The sequence below is a fragment of the Rhodopseudomonas sp. RCAM05734 genome, from assembly GCF_052658035.1.
In genome coordinates this window covers 5196272-5221432 of record NZ_CP199742.1, presented here as the reverse complement: position 1 = coordinate 5221432, position 25161 = coordinate 5196272, and the positions used below count along the sequence as shown (strand labels likewise).

Below are 25161 nucleotides of genomic sequence, written 5' to 3'. Positions count from 1 at the left end.
TTCGAAGAACGAGGTCCAATTACCCCATCTGTAGCGGCAGTCTCTCTAGCGGTCCTCACCAGAACCTCAACTGCTGAACCGGGGTTGCGCATCCTGAATATCAGCTGAACCAATCGAAAGATCGAAGTTGCGAGAGTTTCCTAGGATCCAATTCTAACGTACCGATTGAACGAGAGTGAAGGTTTCAACCTGGAATCTTCTTCTTCCTGCCAGAGACAAAAATGGAACTTTCATATCGACGCCGTTTTTGGTCATCTACAGTTAGGATCGCTGCTGACGGCTGCGGATTTCATCAGCGCCCTTATTTTGAAGACTGGTGGTATTTTCGTGATGGAAGTCGCACGGCTTTCGCTAGCCACGACCGGGGAATTTTTCCGTATTGCAACACTGGAGCGCGATGCGCTACGGGATCCTGTGACCGGTGTCTTCAAACCGGCGCTACCCCGACACCAAGCTCCACGAGGAGATCGCACTCGCCGGCTATGACTGGGGCGGCCGGGCGGCCTGCATTGCCGCGGCACTTCGGCCGGACCGATGTGGGGGGCTCGCCTCGGTAAACAGCTATCTCATCCAGGATATCGCAAAGGCCGCCATTCCCGTCGCTCCTTTTGTCGAGTCCGGGCTGTGGTATCAGTTCTATTTTTTGACCGAACGTGGACGGACTGGACTAACCCTGTCGAGGCGGGAGATCGCCAAGACGATCTGGATGCGGAATTCGCCGATAGAGATTTCGTGCGGGCGCACGGAGTTCGCTGCACGATGAGACGCACCCCTTTCCCGCTTGCAGCCCGTAATTGTCCGGGAGTGATAGTTAACCTGCTTTTAACGCCGGCGATTCAATCTGCAATCATTGGCGGTTCTTCGATGCAACGCTTGCGCGCGGCATTCGGTGCCAATGATGAACGGCGCCATAGCGCAAGTTCACTGAGCTATCCTTTATGGAATATCCCATTGAGGGCAGCACATTTTTCGGAGGGTAGTATGACCTTTCTCGCCCGCTTCCGCGTTCTTACGAAAATCCTTGCAGTTATCATCCTGATGTCCGCCATTGCCGCTGCGATGAGTTGGCTCGGCATCCGCGCATTGGGTGAGCTCAATGACGGGGCCGACAACATGAATGTCGCCGCGCGCCGCACGATGAAGGGAGCGCGCGCCAACCAGAACGTGATCGCGATCAACCGGGCGGAGTTCAGTCTCGCGCTAGATCCAAGTCCCGAGAATCGCGCGCAAGTCCGCAAAATCATCGATGCGGAAATGAAGCTCTACCGCGAACGCATCGAGGATGTCGCCTCAACTCGCGACGAACAGGCGAAAGCAATGATGCCGGCGGTCCACGAAGCCATGGCGGCCTACGCGAAGGACACCGAGGACATGCTTCGCCTCGCCGATGGCACAAAGAACATGCAGTTGAACGACCAGACCCGACAGTTGCGCGACTCAGCCGCAAAAAGCATGGTCACAGCAGAAAAGCTGAAGACCAACATCGCGCAAGTTGTCAACCGCCTGAACGAGCGGGTCGATGATTTTGCAAGGGCGGCGACCGAGAAGTATGAGACAGTCTCCCGCTTGATGATCGTCGCGGCAACTGTCGGCGTCCTGCTTGGTGTCTCCGCCGGCTTCATGATCGGCCAGTTCGGAATCGCCAAGCCGATGCGGGCTCTGGTTGGCCTTCTTCAACGGCTTGCGAAGGGTGAGGACATCGAGATCACCGGGACCGAACGCAACGACGAGATCGGCGAGACTGCTCGCGCGGTCAACGAGATCAAGGAGATGCTGGCGGAAAAGGCCCGCCAGGAGGCCGAAGCCAAGGCAGAGCAGGATCGTATCGCTAGCTTGCAGCGCAAAAGAGATATGCACAAGTTGGCCGACGATTTCGAGGGCGCCGTTGGCGAGATCATCCAGACGGTGTCGTCAGCCGCAACCGAGATGGAAGCGTCGGCCAATTCGCTCACGACGACCGCCGAGAGGACGCAGGAACTGTCGACCGTCGTCGCGGCGGCGGCAGAGGAAGCTTCGGCAAGCGTGCAGTCGGTAGCATCGGCCAGCGAAGAGTTGACTTCATCGGTCAACGAGATCGGTCGTCAGGTTCAGGCGTCCTCCAGGATAGCCACTGAGGCGGTCGACCAGTCGCACAAGACCAACGATCGGGTCGGTGAGTTATCGAAGGCGGCGAGCCTCATCGGCGATGTCGTCGAACTCATCAATACCATCGCGGGACAGACCAATCTGCTGGCACTCAATGCGACCATTGAGGCAGCGCGCGCCGGCGAGGCGGGTCGCGGGTTTGCGGTCGTGGCGTCCGAGGTCAAGGCGCTCGCGGAGCAAACGGCGAAAGCAACGGGGGAGATCGGTAAACAGATCGCAGGAATGCAGGCAGCAACTGACGAGTCGGTCGACGCCATCAAGGAGATCAGTGAGATCATCGGTCGGATGTCGGAGATCTCCTCGACCATCGCGTCTGCGGTGGAAGAGCAAGGCGCGGCGACACAGGAAATTTCCCGGAACGTGCAGCAGGCGGCTCAGGGCACGATGCAGGTCAGCTCGAATATCGCTGATGTCCAACGTGGTGCAGGCGAGACTGGCTCCGCCTCAACGCAGGTGCTCTCGGCGGCCCAATCGCTCTCGGTGGAAAGCACCCGCCTGAAGACGGAGGTACAGAGCTTCCTAGCAACCGTTCGCGCAGCCTGACGGTGACATTGGGCCGGCCGCCATATACGGCCCATCTGCGCCTCCGAGAGCAGAAACAAATCGCCCATTGGCAACGCCTCCTCACGTCGCCAATGAATCAGCAGATCAATCAGACCTCAAGAAATTAATGGGTCCCGAGCCTAGCGAGGTCGATACATCTAGAGCTTCCCTTCGCCGGTTTGCGGATGTTGCGCGGCCTGCTGGCTGTCGAGGGGTGCAAGATCGGCCGCCAGCATGTGAACCTCAAACGACTGCCAACAAGAATTCGGGTGCCCGAACTCACTGCCGAGGCCTGAATTGGCGTCAGGCCGAGACATGAGAGCGAGAGATGAGCGGGAAGGTCCGTGACGAGATCGGGTTCGAGAGAGAGGCTCGCGAACGCTCGTCGTGGGAGTTCCCGAGATGGACAAGAATTCTGGTTCTGCCAGCCGTGCCGATGTCTATGCCCGTGTGACCGCCGAGATCATGACCGCCATTGAGGCCGGTGTCGGCGAATTCAAGATGCCCTGGCATCATGATGGGGCTGCCGCAGCCCGACCGATCAATGTAACGACCGGCAACAAATATCGAAGCGTCAATACATTGGCGCTGTGGGTGGCCGCATTGAGCGCCGGCTACGACAGTGGACTTTGGGGAACCTACCGGCAGTGGGGCGCGCTTGGGGCACAGGTGCGCAAGGGCGAGAAGGCGACGACCGTCGTTCTCTGGAAGGAAATGCGATCTTCCGATAACGGCGATGATTCTAGCGGTGAGGACACCGACACTGATCGCAGCCGGATGTTTGCGAAGGCGTTTTCGGTCTTCAATTTGGCACAGGTCGATGGCTATGAACCCAAGCCTGTGCCTGTTCTCGATGAGGCTGAGCGCCTCGATCACGCCGAGGCTTTCATCAATAACCTTGGCATCAAAACGATCACCGATGGCCCACAGCGTTCTATCGTCCTTCGACGGACACCGTGGTCAAGCCGGCATTCGAGCGCTTTCGCGACGCAGCGTCATTCTATGGCGTGTGGCTGCATGAATGTGGGCATGCGACCGGCACCCAGCATCGGCTGGATCGGGATCCCTCGGGCCGCTTCGGCTGTGGAACAGCAGGGATCGGCCACGGTGGAAATCAGTCGGAGCGCATCAACTGCATCGGCTGGGGCTTCTGCCGTCGCAGAAACGATGGAAACACTTTTGCAGGCGACAAACTCCAGGCCAAAATGGCCGATATCGTGCGGCAGTTCGAGGACACGCGGGCCTTTACCGCAGCGCAGATGCAGCGCGCGATCGACCAGCGCGGCGATGCCGCCAACGAGTTGACCGTGAAAGTGGCCGCTGTCACGGCGGCCGTGGGTGGCCTGATGCGTGAGCAGGAGTTGCAGATCCAGATGCAGGACGGCGCGACAGCCCGCTTCATACAGGTCGCGAGTGCAGTGACGGAGCTGCGCGACAGCGGCGGTCGCCAGGCCGGCATGCTACAGAATATCGTCGGCGCCCATAAACCGCCGGCCGAGGCTGAACGCGCCTTGCTGTTGACCCTGCAAGGCTGCATCGACCATATCTGGGACAGCTTGGTGACGTTGGAAGGCGCGCCGTCCACACCAGCCGCGTTGGACCAGGCAGTCCGCGGCATTCATGAAACCTATATCAACGGCTACGGCGCCGAGCGGCGCATGCTGGTCGGGCATTTCGCGACGGGCGACTTCCCCTATGGGGCTGCGGACTATAACCTCAAAGTAGGTCCGATGTGGAAGACGCTGATCGCCCTGCGCGATGCGGCCTATGATTCAGCCGCAACGACTATCGCCGATGAACGCGCCGACGCATGGCGCCAGTTGGCTCTGGCGGCAGCGGTTGTGCTCATGGTCATCGTGGTGGTCGCCGGCGTAGTTGTTCTCGTCGTGCGCCGCATTACCAAGCCGATCCTCCACCTGACCGCCAGCATAGAGCGCGTCGCGAGCGGCGATTTGGCGCCAGACATACGCTATGACGCCTGGCGCGATGAAATTGGCGTGCTATCCCGCGCCATCGGTGTGTTGCAGCAACGCTCAATGGAGGCGCGGCGGCTCGAGGCGGAACAGGCGGCCGAACGCCATGCGCGGGAGCGGCGAACCGTGCATCTGGAACAACTGGTCAGCGCGTTCGAGGCCACGGTCGGGAGCCTGGTCGAAATCCTGACCACGCGTGCAGAGGATATCGCAACAAGCGGGGCATCTGACGGTCGAGGTGAACCGCTTCGTCACCGAAGTTCGCGCAGCCTGACGTGCCGACGACTCTGAAACAGCCTTACGAGCGGCCTTAGCCGCCGTCTTCGCATCCCGCTCCGCGATCGGCCGCGTAAGGCTTGGCCACCTCGATCAGGCCGGACGCCGATCTGGTCGCCCGGCCACTTTCGCCCCGACTGGCGATCTGCGGAGTGCCGGCCTATCCGGCTGCGCGAGGTGAACCGATGAGACCAGAGGGTTTAGGCCGGCATGATTGTCCGGCCTATAGCTATTCCCCGCGATCAGAATGGCGATCGGTTCAGGCCGTGTGGCGGATGATTGGTCCAGATGGCGAGACCAGTATCCCGTTCGCCCCTCGCCTTCAGACCGACAGCGCCAAAGGGTTGCGTCGCGCCGCTCTGGCGGGCATGGGCATCGTCATGCTGCCGGAAATCATGGTGTCGGAGGATATCGCGTCCGGCCGTCTCGCGCGCCTGCTGTTGGGCTACGCCCCATCCGTTCGGCCGATGAATCTCCTTTATCTGCGCGACTGCCGCATGTCGCCTAAGTTGCGTAGCTTTATTGATTTTGTGGTCAATCGATTCAGTGCCCCGTTCTGACGCATCGCGTTTCAGTGGTGACTTTCCGCGATATACGGGGTGACTGAAATTGTCGCATCGACAGCCGCTCGCAGCCGGCGGTGTCGGGATGGCATAAGCGAGCCTAGGAATAGTGCCCTCGACCAATCGCAAGAATCGGGTTGCATGTGCCGAGCCAGGCCTGCACGGACTGCTCGCCAATTTAATTATATCGTGATTTCAATGACATAGGAGTTCGTAGTTTTGTTCAGAATGGCGCACCAATTATCCATCTGATTCGAAGCAATTTCGACGCTTCCCGGTTGTCGTTCTGAACAACCGTTCCGTGCTTGTTCTGAACAGCTGTCGCCGCTTCGTTCGCGAAACGGTGACGTAGCGCTTGCGAGCAGGGCCACGAGCCAAGATGCATTCATCGTTGTGCCCGTATCCGCCAACCGATCCTTGCCATCATGGCGGCTGCGGGCGACGCGCTTTGCCGGCAATTGAACCGAATGCGAAAAGCTGAAGTCCCATCGGAAGTCTCAACAAGGATGGATCGATGCCAGACTGGATCATTCCGACGCTGCTGCTGATCGGGGTTCTAGTAATTCTCTACCGCGCATTTCTGCACACTCCGCGTGCGCCGCCGAGCGGAAACGATCATGAAGTTGGCGCGACCAATTATTGGGATAGCCGTGGTCGTTTCGAACCGCCCGATTGACCGCTAAGCCCGGCCCAGCCGGCATAACGGCGAACCGCTGATGGTGTCGTGCTGCCAGGGCCTGGGGCCGACCCGCGCGCGATGAACACGGCGATCAAGCCTGGATGAAGCCTGCCACCGCGGCAGGGCAGGCGGCCCATTCCGTCGATCATTTGGCCGCGACCTCGGCAGCCGCAATTGTCTGGAAAACGGGCATCTGCAAGCGGCTCGGGCGGGATCACCGTGGCGCCAAATTCATCCACTTTCGTCAAGTGCCTGATATTTCGAGAGTTGTTCGAAGGTCGCCAATTGGCACAAGCCTTGCTGACAAGTCCTGTACACGACCACTGTATGCAGGCCTGGAATGCTCCAATCGACCGATATCTGTGCACGGATCATCGACGCCATCCTGGCGGGACGGATCGCGGCCGGCACGCGCCTGAGCGAACAGTCGCTGGTGCAATTGTTCGGCGTGTCGCGCACCGTGGTGCGCGAGGCGCTGATCCGGCTGGAGACCCGCGGCGTGGTGCAGGTCAGCTCCAAGCGGGGCTGGTTCATCATCGAACCCTCCATCGAGGAAGCGCGCACCGCGTTTCAGGCGCGCCGGGCCATTGAGATCGGGCTGCTGCTGTCGGTCGAGACCATTTCGGCCGAGGCCATCCAGCGGCTGCGCGCGCATATCGGCCAGGAGAATGACGCCATCACCACCGGCGACGTCGCCGCGCGCAGCTATCTGCTTGGCGATTTTCATGTCTGCATGGCCGACGCGCTGGGCAACAACGTGCTGGCGGAGATTTTGCGCGATCTGACCGCGCGCACCGTGCTGATCTCGATGCTCTACCAGTCGAGCCACGACGCCACCGAGTCCTGCAACGAACACGAGGAAATCGTGGCCGCCCTCGAAGGCGGCGACCGCGACCGCGCCATCGCGCTGATGGCCGCGCACATCGGCAATGTCGAAGCCGGCCTGACCGTGCGCGTCAAGCCGGAGCTCGATCCGCTGGAAGAACTGCGCCGGGCGCTGGAGCCCATCAACGCGGAGGCCACGCACCCGTCAGAAAAATAGACGCCCTTTTTCACGTCCACCCGCGCCTTTCGGGGCCGTCGCCGGCCCGGCTTTGCAACCCATCCAAAGGAGACCGACTCATGAATATCCGACAGATTGCCCTTTCCCTCTCGCTCGTCGCCGCGACGGCAGGCTTCGCGGCCGGTGCACGCGCCGATGCGCTCGACGACGTCATGAAGGCAAAAGTCATCCGCATCGCCGTGCCGCAGGACTTTGCGCCGTTCGGCTCCGCCGGGCCCGATCTCAAGCCGGTCGGCTATGACATCGACATGGCCAATCTGATCGGCAAGGAACTCGGTGTGAAGGTTGAAGTCGTTCCTGTGAACAGCGCCAACCGCATTCCGTATCTGCAGACCAAGAAGGTCGAGCTGGTGATTTCGAGCCTCGGCAAGAACGAGGAACGCGAGAAGGTGATCGCCTTCTCGAATGCCTATGCGCCGTTCTTCCAGGGCGTGTTCGGCCTCAAGGATGCCAAGATCGCCAAGCCGGAAGATCTCGCCGGCAAGACCGTGGGCGCCACGCGCGGCTCCATCGAGGAGCAGGAAATCACCAAGCTCGCGCCGCCGACCGCCACCATCAAGCGCTACGAGGACAACAATGCGACCATCGCCTCGTTCCTGTCGGGGCAGGTGGACATCATCGCCACCGGCAACATCGTCGCCGCGGCGATTGCCGAAAAGAGCCCGGCCCGCGCGCCGGTGTCGAAATTCGTGATCAAGGACAGCCCGTGCTTCGTCGGCATGAACAAGGGCGAGGACAAGCTGCTGGCCAAGGTCAACGAGATCATCGCCAAGGCCAAGGCCGACGGCGAACTGAACAAGATCTCCGAGAAGTGGCTGAAGGCGCCGATCCCCGCCAACATCTGAGGTTGCGCGCTTCCGCTGCGTTCATCGCTCCGGCGATGGACGCAGCGGGCCGCGATCCCCGGCATTCGGTGTCACCAGCCAGCGAGAGATGTCCCCGATGAAATTCGCACTCAATTTCTCCGATCTGCTGCCTTACTGGAACGTCATCCTGGCAGGCCTGATCTTCACGATCGTGCTGACCGCCGTCTCGACCGTGGCCGGCGTGGCGCTCGGCACTGCCTGTGCCTGGGCGCGGACGTTCGGGCCGAAATGGGCCGGGGCCATCGTGCGCGGCTATGTCGAGGTGATCCGCAACACGCCGTTCATCGTACAATTGTTCTTCATCTTCTTTGGACTGCCGGCGCTCGGCGTCAAACTCGACGAGACCACAGCCGCCTTTCTGACCATGGTCATCAACCTCGGCGCCTATTCGGCGGAGATCATCCGCGCCGGGATCAAGGCCGTGCCTCCCGGCCATATCGAGGCCGGCGACAGTCTCGCCATGACCCGGTTCGAGATCTTCCGCCACATCGTGCTCAAGCAGGCATTCCAGAAAGTCTATCCGGCGCTGTCATCGCAGATCATCATCGTGATGCTCGGCTCGTCGGTGGTGTCGCAGATTTCGGCGGAGGACCTGACCTATGCTGCCAACTTCGTGCAGTCGCGCAATTTTCGCGCCTTCGAAGTCTATGTGGTGGCTGCCTTGCTTTATCTGCTGCTCGCCATCGTCGCGCGTTTCATCCTGCGCGGCGTCGGCCGCCTCGCATTCCCGAAAGGTTGAGCCATGAGCGATTTCAGTTTCTGGGTCATCCTGTCGAACCTGCTGTGGGCGGCGCGCTGGACCATCGTCCTGTCGCTTGTTGCGTTCGCCCTCGGCGGCCTGGTCGGTCTCGCTATCCTGTTCCTGCGGGTCTCGCGGGTCAGGACCTTCGAGGTCCTGACCAAGATGTTCATCGAGTTCTTCCAGGGCACGCCGCTCTTGATGCAGCTGTTCCTGTTCTTCTTCGGCCTTTCCCTGTTCGGCATCGAGATCAGCCCGTGGGTCGCGGCGGGCCTCGCGCTCAGCCTGTGGACGGCAGCGTTTCTGGCCGAGATCTGGCGCGGCTGCGTCGAGGCCATTCCCAAGGGGCAGTGGGAGGCGTCATCGAGCCTTGCCATGAGCTTCGTCGAGCAGATGCGCTATGTCATCCTGCCGCAAGCCGCCAAGATCGCCATCGCGCCGACGGTCGGTTTCTCGGTCCAGGTGGTGAAGGGCACGGCGCTGGCGTCGATCATCGGCTTCGTCGAACTGACCAAGGCCGGCACCATGCTCAACAATGCGACCTTCCGGCCGTTCCTGGTCTATGCGCTGGTCGCGCTGATCTACTTCTGCCTGTGTTTCCCGCTGTCCTTGTACGCCAAGCACCTCGAAGGAAAAGCCGATGTCGCCACCGCTCGTTAAGATCACCGATGTCCGCAAGAGCTTCGGCGCCAATGAAGTCCTCAAGGGCGTCTCCATCGATGTTGGCCGCGGCGATGTGGTGTCGATCATCGGTCGCTCCGGCTCCGGCAAGAGCACGCTGCTGCGTTGCGTGAACGGCCTTGAGACCTACGATTCCGGCTCGATCACCGTGGACGGCATGGAGGTCGGCGGCTCGACCACCAATCTGCGCGAGCTGCGCCGCCATGTCGGCATGGTGTTCCAGCAGTTCAATCTGTTCCCGCATCTGACGGCAGGGCAGAACGTGATGCTGGCGCCGTCGGTGGTCAACAGGGGGCAGCCGCTCGAACTCAGGGATCAGGCCCGCGCGCTGCTGGAGAAGGTCGGTCTGGCCGACAAGTTCGACAGCTATCCGAGCCAGCCGTCCGGCGGTCAGCAACAGCGCGTGGCCATCGCCCGGTCGCTCGCCATGCAGCCGACGGTGCTGCTGTGCGACGAGATCACCTCGGCGCTGGATCCTGAGCTGGTGAACGAAGTGCTGAAGGTCGTCGAGCGACTGGCGTCCGAAGGCATGACGCTGATGCTGGTCACTCACGAGATGCGGTTTGCGCGCGACGTCGGCACCAAGCTGGTGTTCATGCATCACGGCAAGGTGCACGAGGAGGGGGCGCCGAAGGACCTGATGGCCACGCCCCGAACGCCGGAGCTGGCCCAGTTCATCGGCGCTATTTCTTGACGCGGCGCGGGGCTGTCGATCGGCCCCGCTTGCCGCCTTGCGGTCTCAATAGCCGCAGGAGCCGCAGCGCGGCGCAACCGGAACGTAGTAGGCGCGGGCGAGCGCAACCATCTCGACGCGCTGCTGGGTGGCGTATTGCGGCGGCACCTGCTCGTACTGCACGCCTTCGGGCGCGACCATCACCGTCTTCGGTACCATCACCGTGCGATATTGCGCGGGGGTGCGGTGGGCGATGACGCGGCCTGGCGCGACCATCACGGTTTCCTGGACGGTGCGGTACTGCGGCGGGACAACCTGCTGCTGATAGCAGGTGACGCAGGGCTGCGGCTGGACGTAGCAGTTGTAGCAGCCGGCGGAGGCCGCCGTCGGGATCGCCGCCGCGGCGGCGAGGGTGGTCGCGAGGATGACGGCAAATGCGCGAGACATGATAAACTCCTGCCAACTTGAAATGTGACGAGATCGCCTGAATGCCCCGTCCTGCGCCATCGTTTAATGCGGACGCGGGCACCGTCAACGAGAGTCGCAAAACGACGTTGATAAATGTGCTTAACAGGCTGCTAGTTTCGGCGCGGCAATCGCCGCATCGCAGGGGGGCCGTAGTATTACGGGCGCTATCTTCCGTTTCAAAAGGGCAAGAATCAGCGATAGTTCCCCAATATTGCCCATCTGATTGAAAGCCTCTCGATGCCCGGGATCGACGGACTGGACCATGACATCGCCGGCCTCCAGCGCCTGCTTACGGTGGTCTGGAAGGATCTTGCCAATCCATCGATCACCCGCTTCGAGCGGCGTGAGGCCATTAACCAAATGAAGCTGTGCAGTGCGCAATTGCGCCGTGCGCTCGATGCGGCCGAAGCCGAGCGCATTCGCAAACGCGAGGCGAGGAAGCAGCCGGAGGGAACGACCTTCGCAGCTTCCGCTAGTAACTACGGGCCGCGCGCGCGAACCCAGGCGCCGCCGGTGCATCTGTAGCTCGGCCGGCAGATTGCTGCAGCGGTCAGGCCGTTGTGCTGGTGTCTGACGCCGGTCCTGCGGCGCCGTGTGGTAGCGGCCGGTAGAAGGTCCACCTTGACGGTTCGTCTTGACGGTCAGGCGTTACGGTGCAGTCAAACGCCATGCGCGAGCGAAACCACTCGATCAGGTGATCGGGCGCCCGCTTCTCGTCGGACCCGGTCGGCAGGGTGACGTGGTGAAGCATGTTGATCGTGACATCCACGCTGTCGCCTGGCGAGATCATTCTCAACAGGCGCTCAAGCCGGGCGCGGTCACTGTGTTCTGCAGACGGGTTCATTCACGTTCTTGTCAGGTAGCGAGCGGGCGTCGTTTGACCGGTCAGACCGCCACCTCGTGCGTCCGCGACCGGAGTTTTCTCTGAACGCGAGATCCTGAACGACTGCTCAGATCTGCGAACCCGCGCTCGCGGGTGTAAAATCTAAGTTACATTCGATTGACCTTCGGCAGTTCGACGCAGATCAGATTTACGGCGCGTCGATAGCAGTGTGGGCACGCGTATCGCATCGTCTGCTGTCGGCAGCAGAAGACGCTCGCTGGTCCGTAGTTTCACGGGCAGGCAAGTTAACGACGCTTAACATCCGCCTCGGATAGGTTGTAGAAAATATCGGTTGGTTGAGCGGGATGCGCACGTCCCGGAGATTGCATCATGAGCAACGTCGTCCTGCTATTTGCAAATGAACGTCACGATGGCGTCCTGGATCCCAACCTGCGGCTGGATGACGCCGTGATCCATGTGATGTCCTGTTCGGCGACGCTGGAAGGCCGGCTGCATGATCTTTCCCGGCATCTCGACGCGGTCGATCAGGTCATCGATCACCTCGGCGATGTCTCGCTGCAACAGTCGCTGCGGGGACGGGCGTTGGCCGGTCGGCAGGCCCTGGTGCGGGCGCGGCAGGAATTGCGCGATGAGCTGCGAAATCTGCCGTCGCTGCGCCGGCGCGCTGCTGACAGAATGGTGAGCAACCGATCGGGCCGTTGAGTGGGCCGGTGCGTCTTCCGGCTGCACGTCCGCCCAGCGTGACGATCCGCGCGACCGCGGGCAGCCGTCGGGCTCGCAGCGAGTCTGACCGATCATTTCCCGATGGTGCGGCTCGACGCGTGGCTTGGATAGCCGTTGGCTGCTATCCGATCGCGTGGCCGCCATGCGGAGGATCAATGTCGAGGGTGATGGAAGCCGGATAGAATGAACGCTCGGCCTCGTCAGGAGGCGGTGTGGGATTCGAAGGGCACTCCATGGCTGGCACGGTGACGCAGGATCAAGGCGGCGTGGATGCGCTTGCGGGCGTAAGAACGCTGCCCCAGCCGCTGCGCCGCCGTGTCCGTCTGACGCCCGGCGCCGCAGCGTATCGCCATTTCGATGCGGGGCTGGGGCGCTGGGTCGACTATTCGTGGCAGGAGATCGATACCGAATTCGAGCGATGGCGACATGCACTGGCCGCGGAGGGATTTGCCACCGGAGAACGCGTCGCCATCCTGATGCCGAACGGAATCGCGCACATCGCCATGGACCAGGCGGCGTTGTCGCGCGGCCTCGTGCCGGTGCCCATGCACGCCGTCGATAATCCCGACAGCATCGCCTACATCTTGCAGGACTCTCAGGCCTCTCTGTTACTGGTGGATTCCGAAGAGCGCTGGCAGGCGATCGTCTCGACGGGCAACGCCGTCGCAAATCTCAAGCGCGTGGTCTGTGCCAACCTGCCCGGGACGTCCGTCCCGGCCGCGACCGACAGCCGCATCGTTGCGCTTGATCGCTGGCTCGAACCCGGTTCCGCCGTCTCGTCGGCGATGAATGACGTGGAGGTTCAGCCGGGCGATCTTGCCGCCATCGTCTACACCTCCGGCACCACCGGGCGGCCCAAGGGAGTGATGCTTTCGCACGAGAATATCGTGGCGAACGTCAAGGCGATCCATCTCCGGATTGCCGCGCGCCAGGACGATCTCTTCCTGTCCTTCCTGCCGCTTTCGCATACGTTCGAGCGCACCGCAGGCTATTACTATCCGATCGCGGCGGGCGCATGCGTGGCCTATGCGCGATCGGTGCAGCTTCTCTCCGAGGATTTGAAGCAGGTGAAGCCGACGGTGCTGGTCTCGGTGCCGCGGATCTATGAACGCGTCCACGCTTTGATCATGCAGAGGCGTGCAGCCGCCGGCGGTGTCCAACGTGCCCTGTTTGACTTGACCGTTGCCGTCGGAGGACGGCGCTTTGACGCGCGACAGCGCGCGAACCGCGACGTGCACCCGCTTGACCGGCTGGCCTGGCCGGTCCTGAAGCGCCTGGTGGCCGACAAGGTGCAGGCCGAATTCGGCGGTCGCCTGCGCGCGGCGGTCAGCGGCGGTGCGCCGATTGCCGAGACCGTCGTTCGCATGTTCCTGTCGTGCGGTATCGACGTTCTGCAGGGCTATGGGATGACCGAGACGTCGCCGGTGATAGCGGTCAATACCGTGGAGGAAAATGACCCGCGTTCGGTCGGCCGCCCGCTGGACGGCGTCGAGATTAGGATCGGTCGGGATCAGGAACTGCAGGTCAGGGGTCCGAGCGTGATGCTCGGCTATTGGCACAAGCCGGAGGAGACCAGCCGCGTCAAGGAGGCCGATGGCTGGCTGCACACCGGCGACCAGGCGCGCATCGAGGACGGCCGCATCGTCATCACCGGCCGCATCAAGGACATCCTGGTGACCTCCACGGGCGAGAAGATCGCCCCCGTCGATATCGAGACCGCGATCCTCGCTGACCCGCTGTTCGAGCAGGCCATGCTGATCGGCGAGGGGCGTCCGTTTCTCGCGGCGCTCGTGGTGCTCAATCCGAAGGTCTGGGAGCAGGAGAAGCGCAAGGTGGCCGCGGGCGGGGAGCCGGGATCGCAGGCGGAAGCCGGAGTTCTACTGAGGCGGATTGCCGACGCCGTGAAAAGCTATCCGGCCTATGCGACGCCGCGCGCGGTGTGGTGGACCCTGGACCCATGGACCATTGGCGCCGGCCTGCTGACGCCCACGCTGAAGAACAAGCGGACCGCGCTGGAACATCGTTTTGCAGCCGAGATCGAGCGGATCTATTTGCGCCGGACGTCGTGCTGAGTTCGCTCGATCGGATAAAGGTCTAACTCAACGATCGCTTCGCCAGTTTTCGCGCAAGGGTGCGGCGATGCATGCCCAGTCGTCGCGCGGTCTCGGAGACGTTGAACTCGGTTTCCACCAGCGTTTCGTGAATGCGCTCCCATTCCAGGCTCTTGATCGACGTCGGGCGGTTGGTGAGCGCCACCGTACTGTCTCCCGTCGCCTTGTCGAACGCGGCCTCGATGTCGTCGGCATTCGACGGCTTGGCGAGGTAGTGGCAGGCGCCCAGCTTGATCGCTTCGACGGCGGTGGTGATGCTGGCAAATCCCGTCAACACCACGATCTTGGTGTCGGGATCGCGAGCGCGCAGGATCTTGACGCATTCCAGCCCAGACGATCCGTTCAGCTTCAGGTCGACCACCGCATATTGCAACGGCGTCGTCTCCAGGAGTGCGCTCAGATCCTCGATACGTTCGCACACCGTGACCCGGTAGCCGCGCCGTTCGAAAGAGCGCTTGAGCGCCTTGGCGAACGACGCATCGTCCTCGACGATCACCAGCGATGGATCAATGGACATGTGCGGCCTCGACGGACAAAGCGGAGATCGGCAAACGCAACTCGACGATGGCGCCTCCGGTCGGGACGTTGGTGGCGGTCGCTTGCCCGCCGAGCTTGCGCAGCACGTTGACCACAAGAAACAGCCCAAGCCCGCTGCCCGGCTTCTGCTTGGTCGAGCGATACGGCTTGCCGAATTCGGCGAGCATATCCGGCGCAAAGCCCGGGCCGGCATCGCGGACGGCGATGCTCAACATCTCGCCGCTCTGGGTGATGTCGATGCCGACCCAGGCGGGCGAGGCTTCAAAGGCGTTGTCGAGGACATTATACAGGATCTGCTGCAGCAGCACGTCGGAGGCGATCACAAAATCGCCAACAAGACGGTTGGTGTATTCGAACCGGCTCGGGTTGCGGCTTTCCTCCCAGTCATCGACCACGCCGTCGATGAAGTTAACGATGCTGGTGCGTTCGGAATTCTCGCCGCGTTCTTCGCCGGAGGAGCGCAGGATGCCGGATACGATCGTTTTGCATCGCTTGAGCTGGGTCTGCATCTCGATGAGCTCGGCCTCCAGTTCGCCATCGGCGCGCAGCGCCGGCATCCGCTCCCAGTCGTTGAGGATCACCGACATCGTTGCCAGCGGTGTTCCCAGCTCGTGCGCTGCACCCGAGGCGAGCAGCCCCATGCGGACGATATGTTCCTCCTCGGCCGATTGTTGGCGCAATTCCGCGAGGCGCAGGTCCTGGTCGCGGACATTGCGATTGATGCGGGTGATGAACAGCACCAGCAGCACGGCAGCGAGCAGGAAGCAGATGAACATGCCGTAGATGTGCACGGCGAACAGCCGCGAATGCGCACCGCTGTGCATCGGCTCCGAAAATCCGATCTCGTTGTATGACGTAGTCAGCCAGATGAAGCATCCGCTGGTTACGGCAACGATGGTCCAGGTCGACCAGGTCTGCAGCAGCACGGCGCCGAGCACTGCCTGCAGCAGGAACAACGAAACAAAGGGATTGGTCGCGCCGCCGCTCAGGTAGAGCTGCGCCGTCAGTGTGACGACGTCGAGCAGAAGATCAAGAAACAGCTCGGTATTGGTGATGATGGCGCCGCTGCTGTAGCGATACAGGGTGATCAGGTTGAGCGCGATCAGAAACCCGATGATCGAAGCCATCTGCAAAACGGGCAGGGGGATGTCGAGCCAGAGCGTCGCGATGGCGATCGCGCCGATCTGCCCCGCGATCGCCAGCCAGCGCAGCGTCACCAGCAGCAGCAGGTTCTTGCTGTTGGTGATCTCCTGAATCGAAGCCTGTGGCAAAGTCACGGCAGTCTCTTGATAGCGGCTGGCCCACAGAACGCAGCACGGTGCGGAAAGGTGGCCAAACGCTAGCATGGCGTGAGCCGCATCGCGAGTGCGATGCGCGCGCTGCGGTCTTGCCGTGCGATCAGGAAATCTTGCGTGCCAGCTCGGTGTTGATTCCCAGGGCGGCGAGGGTGGCCACCGCGCCGGACAGCAAATAGGCGCCGGCGGCGAGCAGTCCGAAATGATATGACAGGAACAATGCCACGAAGGGGGCGAAACCGGCTCCGACGAGCCAGGCCAGATCCGACGTCAGCGCCGCGCCGGTGTACCGGTAGATGCTGCTGAAATTGGACGACACCACGCCGGACGATTGGCCGAACGACAGTCCGAGCAGGGCAAAGCCGGTGACCATGAACACCACTTCGCCGACCGCGCCGCCGTCCAGCAATTGCGGTGCAAATCCGCTGAATACCGCGATAGCCACGGCGGAGACGCCGAGCAGGGCGCGGCGGCCGTAACGGTCGGCAATCAATCCCGATGCAATGGTGGCGGCGATACCGACTACGGCGCCGACGATCTCGATGACCAGGAACCGGGTCGGATCTTCCTTGGTGAACAGGAACACCCAGGACAGCGGGAACACGGTCACCATGTGAAACATTGCGAAACTGGCCAGCGGCGCAAAGGCGCCGATCGCGATGTCGCGGCCCTGATGGCGCACGGTCTCGATCACCGGGGAGGGCTGCAGTTCGCGGCTCTCGAACAGGTTTGCGTAATCCTGTGTCGAGACGATGCGCAACCGCGCGAACAAGGCGACGACGTTGATGGCGAAGGCGACGAAGAACGGGTAGCGCCAGCCCCATTCCAGGAAGTCGGCCGCCGACAGGCTGGTGATGAAGAACGCGAACAGCGCGCTGGCGATGATCAGGCCGATCGGCGCGCCGAGCTGCGGAATCATGGCGTACCAGCCGCGTTTTTCTTCCGGTGCGTTCAGCGCCAGCAGCGAGGCGAGTCCGTCCCAGGCACCGCCCAGCGCCACGCCCTGTCCGAGACGAAACAGCGCCAGCAAAATGCCCGACCAGGCGCCGATCTCTGCATGCCCGGGCAGGAAGGCCACTGCGGCGGTCGAGCCGCCAAGAAGGAAGATGGCGATCGTCAGCTTGATGCCGCGGCCATATTCCCGATCGACCCAAATGAAGATCAGCGAGCCGATCGGGCGGGCGATGAACGCCAGCGCAAAAATGGCGAAAGAATACAGCGTGGCGGTCAGCGGGTCGGTATTGGGAAACACCAGTTTCGGAAACACCAGCACCGACGCGATGGCATAAACGAAGAAGTCGAAGAATTCCGAGGTTCGTCCGATAATGACGCCGATGGCGATCTCGCCGGGCGCGACATGCGCGTCATGGCGGGTGTTGATGCGCCGCGCATCATGTTCAATCGTCGTCGTGTCGGTGGCGGGCATCGAACTCATGACGTCAGTCATTCCTTGGTCTTGATCTACAGAAGCCGCAGCCCTGCCTAGCGTCGGGGTACGCCATTCGGGCGCGGTGCGTGATTGGACAAAATGTCCAATGTGCGCTGCGGCACGGCGGGTATATCGCCCGCTGATGCGCATATCTCTTCACGGCCTGCTGAGCCGCTCATCCCTCTGTCGCGTCGCAATTCTGACTCCGCTTGCGGTATTGTTGTCTGGCTGCGACGCGGTGGTCCTTAGCCCCGCCGGCGACGTGGCCGCACGGCAGCGTGACCTGCTGCTGATCTCCACCGGGCTGATGCTTCTTATCATCATTCCTGTGCTCGCGCTGACCGTGTTGTTTGCCTGGCGCTATCGCGCGGCGAATACCGACGCGCGTTATGAGCCGGACTGGGATCACTCGACGCAGCTCGAACTGGCGATCTGGGGCGCGCCGCTGCTGATCATCATCTGCCTCGGTGCCATCACCTGGACCGGAACCCATCTGCTCGATCCCTACCGGCCGATCGAGCGGATCGTCTCCGGCCAGCCGGTCAAGCCCGGCACGGAGCCCCTGAAGGTCCAGGTCGTGGCGCTCGACTGGAAGTGGCTGTTCATCTATCCGCAGCTTGGCATTGCCACCGTCAACGAACTGGCCGCGCCGGTGGACCGGCCGATCAGCTTCGAGATCACCTCCGCGACAGTGATGAACTCGTTTTATATTCCGGCGCTGGCCGGGCAGATCTATGCCATGCCGGCGATGCAGACGAGGCTCAGCGCCGTGATCAATGCGCCGGGCGACTATGACGGCTTCTCCGCCAATTACAGCGGCGCGGGCTTTTCCGGGATGAAGTTCCGCTTCCACGGTCAGAGTGTCGCCGACTTCGATGCCTGGGTGGCCAAGGTCAGGAAGGCTGGCGGCGCGCTCGGTCGCGATGGCTACCTCGCGCTCGAGAAGCCCAGCGAAAACGAGCCGGTGCGCTATTACGCCTCGGTGGACGCGGATCTCTACCACGCTGCGCTCAACATGTGCGTGCAACCCGGCAAGATGTGCATGGACGAGATGATGCACATCGACGCCAAAGGCGGTGGCGGCGTGGCCAGCATCAACAACGTGCTGCCGCAGGCCGCCGACAAATATGCCCGCCGCGCTTCGCCGCTCACCGCGTCACCAACCTTTGTCGCTGCGCTCTGTACCGTCGCGGAGCCGATGGGCGTCGTAAGCGCCGACACTTCGTCGTCGCGAATCTTTCCGCGCGATCCGGCTGGCATCACCGGAGCGGGCTTGCCGAAGCCAGGTCTTTCAAATGCAAGCCTGCCGCGCCTGCGGCCGTTCAGCATTGCCGGCCTCGGTCAGCCCAGCTAATCGGCCAGCCCAGCCAATCACACCTTCGAAACGGTTTTGAATATGTCGACGCCTGAACTTGCGACTAGCCCGATATTCGGCCGCCTCACGCTGGAATCCTTCCCGCTGCATGAGCCGATTCTGCTGGTCACCTTCATCGGAGTGCTGCTGGGCGGCGTCGCGGTGGTCGGCGCGGTGACGTACTTCAAGCTGTGGGGCTATTTGTGGAAGGAATGGTTGACCAGCGTCGATCACAAGAAGATCGGCATCATGTACTGCATCCTCGGCCTGATCATGCTGCTGCGCGGATTCGCCGATGCGCTGATGATGCGCGCCCAGCAGGCCATGGCGTTCGGTGCCAATGACGGTTTCCTGCCGGCGCATCATTACGACCAGATCTTCACCGCGCACGGCGTGATCATGATCTTCTTCGTGGCGATGCCGTTCGTCACCGGCCTGATGAATTTCGTGGTGCCGCTGCAGATCGGCGCCCGCGACGTGTCGTTTCCGTTCCTTAACAATTTCAGCTTCTGGATGACCGTCGGCGGCGCCGTGCTGGTGATGATGTCGCTGTTCGTCGGCGAGTTCGCCCGCACCGGCTGGCTGGCCTATCCGCCGCTGTCGGGCATCGGCTACAGTCCGGACGTGGGCGTCGATTATTACATATGGGCGCTGCAGGTGGCCGGCGTCGGGACCACGCTCTCCGGCATCAACTTGATTGCCACCATCGTCAAGATGCGCGCGCCCGGCATGTCCTGGATGAAGATGCCGATCTTCGTCTGGACCTCCTTGTGCACCAACATTCTGATCGTCGCGTCCTTCCCGGTGCTGACCGCGGTCCTGGCGATGCTGTCGCTGGACCGCTACGTCGGCACCAACTTCTTCACCAACGATCTCGGCGGCAACCCGATGATGTACGTGAACCTGATCTGGATCTGGGGCCATCCCGAGGTCTACATCCTGGTTCTCCCGGCGTTCGGCATCTTCTCGGAAGTCGTCTCGACCTTCGCCGGCAAGCGCCTGTTCGGCTACACCTCGATGGTCTACGCCACCGCCGTCATCACCATCCTGTCCTACCTCGTCTGGCTGCATCACTTCTTCACCATGGGGTCGGGCGCCAGCGTCAACTCGTTCTTCGGCATCACGACGATGGTGATCTCGATTCCGACCGGCGCGAAGATCTTCAACTGGCTGTTCACCATGTATCGCGGCCGCATCCGTTTCGAGCTGCCGATGATGTGGACCATCGCCTTCATGATCACCTTCGTGCTCGGTGGCATGACCGGCGTGCTGCTGGCAGTGCCGCCGGCCGACTTCGTGCTGCACAACAGCCTGTTCCTGATCGCCCATTTCCACAACGTGATCATCGGTGGCGTGCTGTTCGGCATCTTCGCCGGCGTCAACTACTGGTTCCCGAAGGCGTTCGGTTTCAAGCTCGATCCGTTCTGGGGCAAGATCTCGTTCTGGTTCTGGGTGGTCGGCTTCTATTTCGCCTTCATGCCGCTCTACGTGCTCGGCCTGATGGGCGTGACGCGCCGTCTGCGCCACTTCGACGATCCGTCGTACCAGATCTGGTTCATGATCGCCGCCTTCGGCGCCGTGCTGGTCGCGATCGGAATCGGCGCCATGCTGATGCAGTTCTTCGTCAGCATTCGCGACCGCGAGCGTCTGCGGGACGTCACCGGCGATCCCTGGAACGGCCGTACGCTGGAGTGGTCGACGTCATCGCCGCCGCCGGATTACAATTTCGCCTTCACCCCGGTGATCTATGACGGCGACACCTATGCCGACATGAAGAAGCGCGGCTATGTCCGTCCGGTCTCCGGCTTCAAGGCGATCCACATGCCGAGGAGCACCGGCACCGGCGTCGTTCTCGCAGGCCTCAGTGTCGTGTTCGGGGTCGGCATGATCTGGTACATCTGGTGGCTGGCGGCGCTGAGCTTCGTGGCGCTGCTCGCCGTCGCCATCCACCACACCTTCAACTATCACCGCGACTACCACATTCCTGTGGAAGAGGTGATCGCGACCGAAGATGCGCGCACGCAACTGCTCGCGGCCGGAGCCTGATCGATGTCCAGCGCCAACATCATTCCCGCGGCCGACACCGAGCTGCCGGCCTTCTATGTGGCCGACGAGCACGATCATCCCGAAGGCATGAGCACTATGCTCGGCTTCTGGATCTACATCATGAGCGATTGTCTCATTTTCGCGATCCTGTTCGCGACCTACGGCGTGCTCGGCGCCAACTATGCCGCAGGTCCTTCGCCGAAGGACCTGTTCGAGCTGCCGACGGTGGCCGTCAACACCGCCATGCTGCTGCTGTCGTCGATCACCTACGGCTTCGCCATGCTGTCGATGGAGGAAGGCAAGCAGCGCTCCATGCAGATCTGGCTGGCCCTGACCGGCCTGTTCGGCCTCGCGTTTCTGGGCATCGAGCTGCACGAATTCCACACGCTGATCCATGCCGGTGCCACGCCGCAGCGCAGCGGCTTCCTGTCGGCGTTCTTCACGCTGGTCGGCACCCACGGCCTGCACGTCACCTTCGGCCTGGTCTGGCTGGTGACGCTGATGACGCAGGTCGCCAGGCACGGCCTGATCGCGGCCAACAAGCGCCGCCTGATGTGCCTCAGCCTGTTCTGGCATTTCCTCGACGTGATCTGGATCGGCGTCTTCACCTTTGTCTACCTTCTGGGAATGCTGCGATGACCGCCCACGCCGAAACTGGCCACGACGCTGGCCACCATGCCGCCGATGCGCCGTCCCACGGCACGCGCAGGAGCTACCTGATCGGCTTCGGTCTTTCGGTGATTCTCACGGCGATTCCGTTCTGGCTGGTGATGTCCGGCGTGATCACCAGCAAGCAGGTCACCGCGTTTCTGGTGATAGGCTTCGCGCTGGTGCAGATCGTGGTCCACATGATCTACTTCCTGCACATGGACACCAAGTCGGAGGGCGGCTGGACCATCATGGCGCTGCTGTTCACGATCGTGATCATTGTGATCGCGCTCAGCGGCTCGCTGTGGGTCATGTTCCATCTGAATACCAACATGATGCCCATGTCGCCGGACATGATGAAGCAGATGCCGTGACCAAAGCGGGCGCAGGCGCGGCACGTTCGCCTCGCTCGCGCTTGCGGCTCTATCTGCTGTGCGCGTTGGCTGCGCTCATCTGGGCCGGCCTGGCTGCGCTCGGCGTCTGGCAGCTCGAGCGCCGGGTCTGGAAGCTGAATCTCATCAGCCAGATCGACCAACGGGTGGATGCCCCCCTCGTTGACGCCCCGGGGCCGGCTGCCTGGCCCGCCATCTCGGCATCCACCGATGCCTACCGCCATGTCCGTGCCGCCGGCACCTGGCTCACCGGCCGCGACACCTTGGTGCAGGCGGTCACCGCGCTGGGCGGCGGCTATTGGCTGATGACCCCGCTGCGCACCGACGCCGGTTTTACCATCCTGATCAATCGCGGCTTTGTCTCGTCGGAGTATAAACCCGCAGCAACAGGCGCAGTGGGTCAACGCGTCGAGATCACCGGCCTGTTGCGCATCACCGAGCCCAAAGGTGGTTTTCTCAGGTCGAACGATCCCGCCGCCGATCGCTGGTACGCCCGTGACGTCGCCGCCATCGCCGCGGCGCGGGGCCTTACCGATGTCGCGCCATATTTCATCGATGCCGCTGCGACTCCGGGCGCGGCCGGGCCGGTGGGCGGCCTGACCGTGATCAGCCTTCCCAACAATCATCTGGTCTATGCCGTCACCTGGTTTGCGCTGGCGGCCATGGCCGCCGCGGCCGGCGTGCATCTGGTACGTAGCGAGCGGTAGTTGGTCCCGGCCGGGTCGGGCTGGAGATCGACGGTAAGATGGCCTAAGAGACCCCGATGGCCGTCTTGACGCCCGGCGGTTGTCGCTGCTCGGCGACGTTCCCGCTTAAGGATCAACCGTGACCGATTACGTTCGCAGAATTCTCGATACGCGGGTCTATGACGTGGCGCTGCGGACCCCGCTCGACCCGATGGTGCGGCTCGGTGCGCGGCTGGATTGCCCGGTGCTGCTCAAGCGCGAGGACCTGCAGCCGATCTTCTCGTTCAAGATCCGCGGCGCCTACAACAAGATCGCGCAACTCTCGCCGGCGCAGCGCGCCGCCGGCGTGATCTGCGCCTCGGCCGGCAACCACGCCCAGGGCGTGGCGCTGTCGGCGCAGCGGCTCGGCATCAAGGCGACCATCGTGATGCCGGTCACCACGCCGCCGATCAAGGTCGATGCCGTCCGCTACTGGGGCGGCAACGCCATCCTGTTCGGCGACACCTTCGACGAAGCCTCGGCCCATGCCCGGCACCTCGAGAAGGAGGGCGGCCTGACCTTCGTGCATCCCTATGACGATCCCGATGTGATCGCCGGGCAGGGCACCATCGGCATGGAGATCCTGCAGCAGCATCCCGATCCGATCGAGGCGGTGTTCGTGCCGATCGGCGGCGGCGGGCTGGCGGCCGGCGTGGCGTCCTTCATCAAGTTCCTGCGGCCGGAGACGAAGGTGATCGGCGTCGAGCCGGCCGATGCGGCCTCCATGCAGGCGGCGATCGCGGCCGGCGGGCGCGTGGTGCTGGACCGCGTCGGGCTGTTCGCCGACGGCGTCGCCGTGCGCCAGGCCGGTGTCGAGACCTTCCGCATCTGCCGCGACCTGCTGGACGACATCATCACCGCCGACACCGACGAGATGTGCGCCGCCATCAAGGACATCTTCGAGGACACGCGGGTGCTGTCCGAGCCTGCCGGCGCGCTGGCACTGGCCGGGCTGAAGAGCTACGTGGCCGCCCATCCGACGCGGACCGGCGCGCTGATCGCCATCAACAGCGGCGCCAACCTCAACTTCGACCGGTTGCGCCACGTCGCCGAGCGCGCCGAGATCGGCGAGGCGCGCGAGATCCTGCTCGGCGTCACCATTCCGGAACAGCCCGGCAGCTATCGCCGCTTCATCCAGACCATCGGCAACCACACCATCACCGAATTCAACTATCGCTATGCCGATGCCGCGGAGGCCAATGTCTTTGTTGGCCTCAAGCTGAACAACGTCTCCGACAAGAAGGCCGCGCTGATCGCCGAGTTGCGCGCGCTCGGCTACAAGGTGCTCGACGTCAGCGCCGATGAAACCGCCAAGCTGCATATCCGCTATATGGTCGGCGGCCGCGCCCCGCCGGCGTTGCGCGACGAGGTGATCCTGCGCTTCGAATTCCCGGAACGGCCGGGGGCGCTGCTGAAGTTTCTCGACCAGATGGGACCGGACTGGAACATCACTTTGTTCCACTACCGTAACCACGGCGCCGATTACGGCCGCGTGCTGGTCGGCATCGAGGTGCCCGCCGCCGACCGACCGCGGCTGACCGAGCGTCTGGCTCTGCTCGGCTACCCCTATGAGGACGAGACCAGCAATCCGGTGTATCGGATGTTCCTGAACGGGTAGGCGATTAGCTGGCGACGTAGCGGGTAGGGCGGGTTAGGCGAAGCTGTAACCCGCCGCCGAGATTGTGCCCAGTGACTAAGAGGCATCTGTTCGCTAAACCGAGCGATGCGCCCGGGTTGGATCTGCTGGCGGATTACGCCTTCGGCTAATCCGCCCTACGTGGCCTGCCCATTTTTCGCTTTGTTGCGATGCTTAACCAAATGCCAACACAGTCCGGCCAAAGTCAGATGGCAGGTGGATGCCTGCCGTCCGCCGCCCCTTACCGGTCCCGATCGCTCCATGCGTTTGCCGCTGCTCCCGTTTCTGATGCTTGCGCTGCTCGCCACCCCGGCGAAGGCGGATCTGCGCATCACCCGCGACCACGGCGGCTACGTCACCGAATACAAGGCCAAGTACGAGCGCATCCGCGACCGCAAGGAACGGGTGATCATCGACGGCATCTGCAATTCCGCCTGCACCATGGTATTCGGCATCGTGCCGATGAACAAGATCTGCGTCACGCCGCGTGCCAGCCTGGGCTTCCACCAGGCTTATTACGACAAGGCCTTCACCTTCGGCATCAAGGTCACCAGCTACGAGGGCACCTCGGACCTGATGTCCTACTACCCGCAGCCGGTGAAGGAATGGATCAACCGCAACGGCGGCTTGACCCCGGAGATGAAGAAGATCAAGAACGGCATGGAGCTGTGGAAGATCGTCGATCCCTGTCCGGAAGATTTTTGAGGTGCCGCAGCAACGCCCTCGGCTGTCATCGCCCGGCTTGACCGGGC

General features: G+C 62.5%; 25 protein-coding genes and 2 pseudogenes. 22 read left to right on the top strand and 5 right to left on the bottom strand.

Annotated features, from left to right (window positions below):
• Positions 1-421: 421 nt before the first annotated feature.
• The 12 genes and pseudogenes from ACUXVA_RS24770 (at position 422) to ACUXVA_RS24715 (ending at position 10222) form a co-directional block, all read left to right on the top strand.
• Positions 422-763: a hypothetical protein gene (locus tag ACUXVA_RS24770; RefSeq protein ID WP_445488767.1), complete on the top strand. Its 342-nt coding sequence runs from the start codon at positions 422-424 to the stop codon at positions 761-763.
• Positions 764-981: 218 nt separating this feature from the next.
• Complete coding sequence (locus tag ACUXVA_RS24765) at positions 982-2688, top strand: methyl-accepting chemotaxis protein (protein ID WP_445488765.1); 1707 nt, start codon at positions 982-984, stop codon at positions 2686-2688.
• A 402-nt stretch (positions 2689-3090) separates the two neighbouring features.
• Positions 3091-3432 (top strand): annotated as a pseudogene (locus ACUXVA_RS24760) (ArdC-like ssDNA-binding domain-containing protein); the annotation flags it as partial.
• Between the two features lie 212 nt (positions 3433-3644).
• A pseudogene (locus tag ACUXVA_RS24755) lies at positions 3645-3710 on the top strand (hypothetical protein); the annotation flags it as partial.
• Between the two features lie 183 nt (positions 3711-3893).
• Complete coding sequence (locus ACUXVA_RS24750; protein ID WP_445493350.1) at positions 3894-4952, top strand: HAMP domain-containing protein; 1059 nt, start codon at positions 3894-3896, stop codon at positions 4950-4952.
• A 65-nt stretch (positions 4953-5017) separates the two neighbouring features.
• Positions 5018-5497: a LysR substrate-binding domain-containing protein gene (locus tag ACUXVA_RS24745; protein ID WP_320109731.1), complete on the top strand. Its 480-nt coding sequence runs from the start codon at positions 5018-5020 to the stop codon at positions 5495-5497.
• Between the two features lie 517 nt (positions 5498-6014).
• Positions 6015-6176: a hypothetical protein gene (locus ACUXVA_RS24740; RefSeq protein WP_445488763.1), complete on the top strand. Its 162-nt coding sequence runs from the start codon at positions 6015-6017 to the stop codon at positions 6174-6176.
• A gap of 343 nt (positions 6177-6519) precedes the next feature.
• Complete coding sequence (locus ACUXVA_RS24735; protein WP_265083219.1) at positions 6520-7221, top strand: GntR family transcriptional regulator; 702 nt, start codon at positions 6520-6522, stop codon at positions 7219-7221.
• Positions 7222-7301: 80 nt separating this feature from the next.
• On the top strand, positions 7302-8087 hold the full coding sequence (locus tag ACUXVA_RS24730) for a transporter substrate-binding domain-containing protein (RefSeq protein ID WP_265083220.1): 786 nt from the start codon (positions 7302-7304) through the stop codon (positions 8085-8087).
• A 97-nt stretch (positions 8088-8184) separates the two neighbouring features.
• Positions 8185-8847, top strand: a complete 663-nt coding sequence (locus ACUXVA_RS24725) for an amino acid ABC transporter permease (RefSeq protein ID WP_265083221.1) — start codon at positions 8185-8187, stop codon at positions 8845-8847.
• A 3-nt stretch (positions 8848-8850) separates the two neighbouring features.
• Complete coding sequence (locus tag ACUXVA_RS24720; protein WP_265083222.1) at positions 8851-9507, top strand: amino acid ABC transporter permease; 657 nt, start codon at positions 8851-8853, stop codon at positions 9505-9507.
• Positions 9488-10222 (top strand): amino acid ABC transporter ATP-binding protein, encoded by a 735-nt coding sequence (locus tag ACUXVA_RS24715; RefSeq protein ID WP_445488760.1) that lies wholly within the window; start codon positions 9488-9490, stop codon positions 10220-10222. Before ACUXVA_RS24720 ends, ACUXVA_RS24715 begins: the two co-directional genes overlap by 20 nt.
• Positions 10223-10267: 45 nt before the next feature.
• On the opposite strand, the gene ACUXVA_RS24710 is transcribed toward ACUXVA_RS24715, so the two are convergent.
• Positions 10268-10648, bottom strand: coding sequence for a hypothetical protein (locus ACUXVA_RS24710; protein ID WP_265083224.1), 381 nt, complete (start codon positions 10646-10648; stop codon positions 10268-10270).
• A 258-nt stretch (positions 10649-10906) separates the two neighbouring features.
• On the opposite strand from ACUXVA_RS24710, the gene ACUXVA_RS24705 reads away from it, so the two are divergent.
• Complete coding sequence (locus ACUXVA_RS24705) at positions 10907-11194, top strand: hypothetical protein (protein WP_445488758.1); 288 nt, start codon at positions 10907-10909, stop codon at positions 11192-11194.
• A gap of 25 nt (positions 11195-11219) precedes the next feature.
• On the opposite strand, the gene ACUXVA_RS24700 is transcribed toward ACUXVA_RS24705, so the two are convergent.
• Positions 11220-11513: a hypothetical protein gene (locus ACUXVA_RS24700; protein WP_445488756.1), complete on the bottom strand. Its 294-nt coding sequence runs from the start codon at positions 11511-11513 to the stop codon at positions 11220-11222.
• 369 nt (positions 11514-11882) lie between these two features.
• Between ACUXVA_RS24700 and ACUXVA_RS24695 the strand changes: the two genes are divergently transcribed.
• A complete protein-coding gene (locus tag ACUXVA_RS24695) occupies positions 11883-12215 on the top strand; it encodes a hypothetical protein (RefSeq protein WP_445488754.1) in 333 nt (110 codons plus the stop codon).
• A 254-nt stretch (positions 12216-12469) separates the two neighbouring features.
• Entirely contained in the window at positions 12470-14308 is a 1839-nt protein-coding gene (locus ACUXVA_RS24690) for an AMP-dependent synthetase/ligase (RefSeq protein WP_445488752.1), read from the top strand.
• Between the two features lie 22 nt (positions 14309-14330).
• Here ACUXVA_RS24690 and ACUXVA_RS24685 read toward each other — a convergent pair whose 3' ends face one another.
• The 3 genes from ACUXVA_RS24685 to ACUXVA_RS24675 all read right to left on the bottom strand — a co-directional run bounded on the left by ACUXVA_RS24685 (position 14331) and on the right by ACUXVA_RS24675 (position 17626).
• Positions 14331-14864, bottom strand: a complete 534-nt coding sequence (locus ACUXVA_RS24685) for a response regulator transcription factor (protein ID WP_265083229.1) — start codon at positions 14862-14864, stop codon at positions 14331-14333.
• Positions 14854-16161 (bottom strand): ATP-binding protein, encoded by a 1308-nt coding sequence (locus tag ACUXVA_RS24680; RefSeq protein WP_445488749.1) that lies wholly within the window; start codon positions 16159-16161, stop codon positions 14854-14856. Before ACUXVA_RS24680 ends, ACUXVA_RS24685 begins: the two co-directional genes overlap by 11 nt.
• 121 nt (positions 16162-16282) lie before the next feature.
• Entirely contained in the window at positions 16283-17626 is a 1344-nt protein-coding gene (locus tag ACUXVA_RS24675) for an MFS transporter (protein ID WP_445488747.1), read from the bottom strand.
• Positions 17627-17750: 124 nt separating this feature from the next.
• On the opposite strand from ACUXVA_RS24675, the gene cyoA reads away from it, so the two are divergent.
• The 7 genes from cyoA (at position 17751) to ACUXVA_RS24640 (ending at position 25114) form a co-directional block, all read left to right on the top strand.
• Positions 17751-18962: a ubiquinol oxidase subunit II gene (gene cyoA, locus ACUXVA_RS24670; protein WP_445488745.1), complete on the top strand. Its 1212-nt coding sequence runs from the start codon at positions 17751-17753 to the stop codon at positions 18960-18962.
• Positions 18963-19004: 42 nt separating this feature from the next.
• Positions 19005-21008: a cytochrome o ubiquinol oxidase subunit I gene (gene cyoB / locus ACUXVA_RS24665; RefSeq protein ID WP_265083231.1), complete on the top strand. Its 2004-nt coding sequence runs from the start codon at positions 19005-19007 to the stop codon at positions 21006-21008.
• 3 nt (positions 21009-21011) lie between these two features.
• Positions 21012-21647: a cytochrome o ubiquinol oxidase subunit III gene (gene cyoC / locus ACUXVA_RS24660; RefSeq protein ID WP_265083232.1), complete on the top strand. Its 636-nt coding sequence runs from the start codon at positions 21012-21014 to the stop codon at positions 21645-21647.
• The gene (gene cyoD / locus ACUXVA_RS24655; RefSeq protein WP_265083233.1) at positions 21644-22030 is read left to right on the top strand and encodes a cytochrome o ubiquinol oxidase subunit IV; all 387 of its coding nucleotides are present in this window, start codon (positions 21644-21646) and stop codon (positions 22028-22030) included. The genes cyoC and cyoD overlap by 4 nt, the downstream gene beginning before the upstream one ends.
• Positions 22027-22755, top strand: a complete 729-nt coding sequence (locus ACUXVA_RS24650) for an SURF1 family protein (protein WP_445488742.1) — start codon at positions 22027-22029, stop codon at positions 22753-22755. Before cyoD ends, ACUXVA_RS24650 begins: the two co-directional genes overlap by 4 nt.
• Positions 22756-22873: 118 nt before the next feature.
• Positions 22874-24391 (top strand): threonine ammonia-lyase, biosynthetic, encoded by a 1518-nt coding sequence (gene ilvA, locus ACUXVA_RS24645; protein WP_265083234.1) that lies wholly within the window; start codon positions 22874-22876, stop codon positions 24389-24391.
• A 279-nt stretch (positions 24392-24670) separates the two neighbouring features.
• Entirely contained in the window at positions 24671-25114 is a 444-nt protein-coding gene (locus ACUXVA_RS24640; protein ID WP_265083235.1) for a DUF1402 family protein, read from the top strand.
• Positions 25115-25161 lie beyond the last annotated feature (47 nt).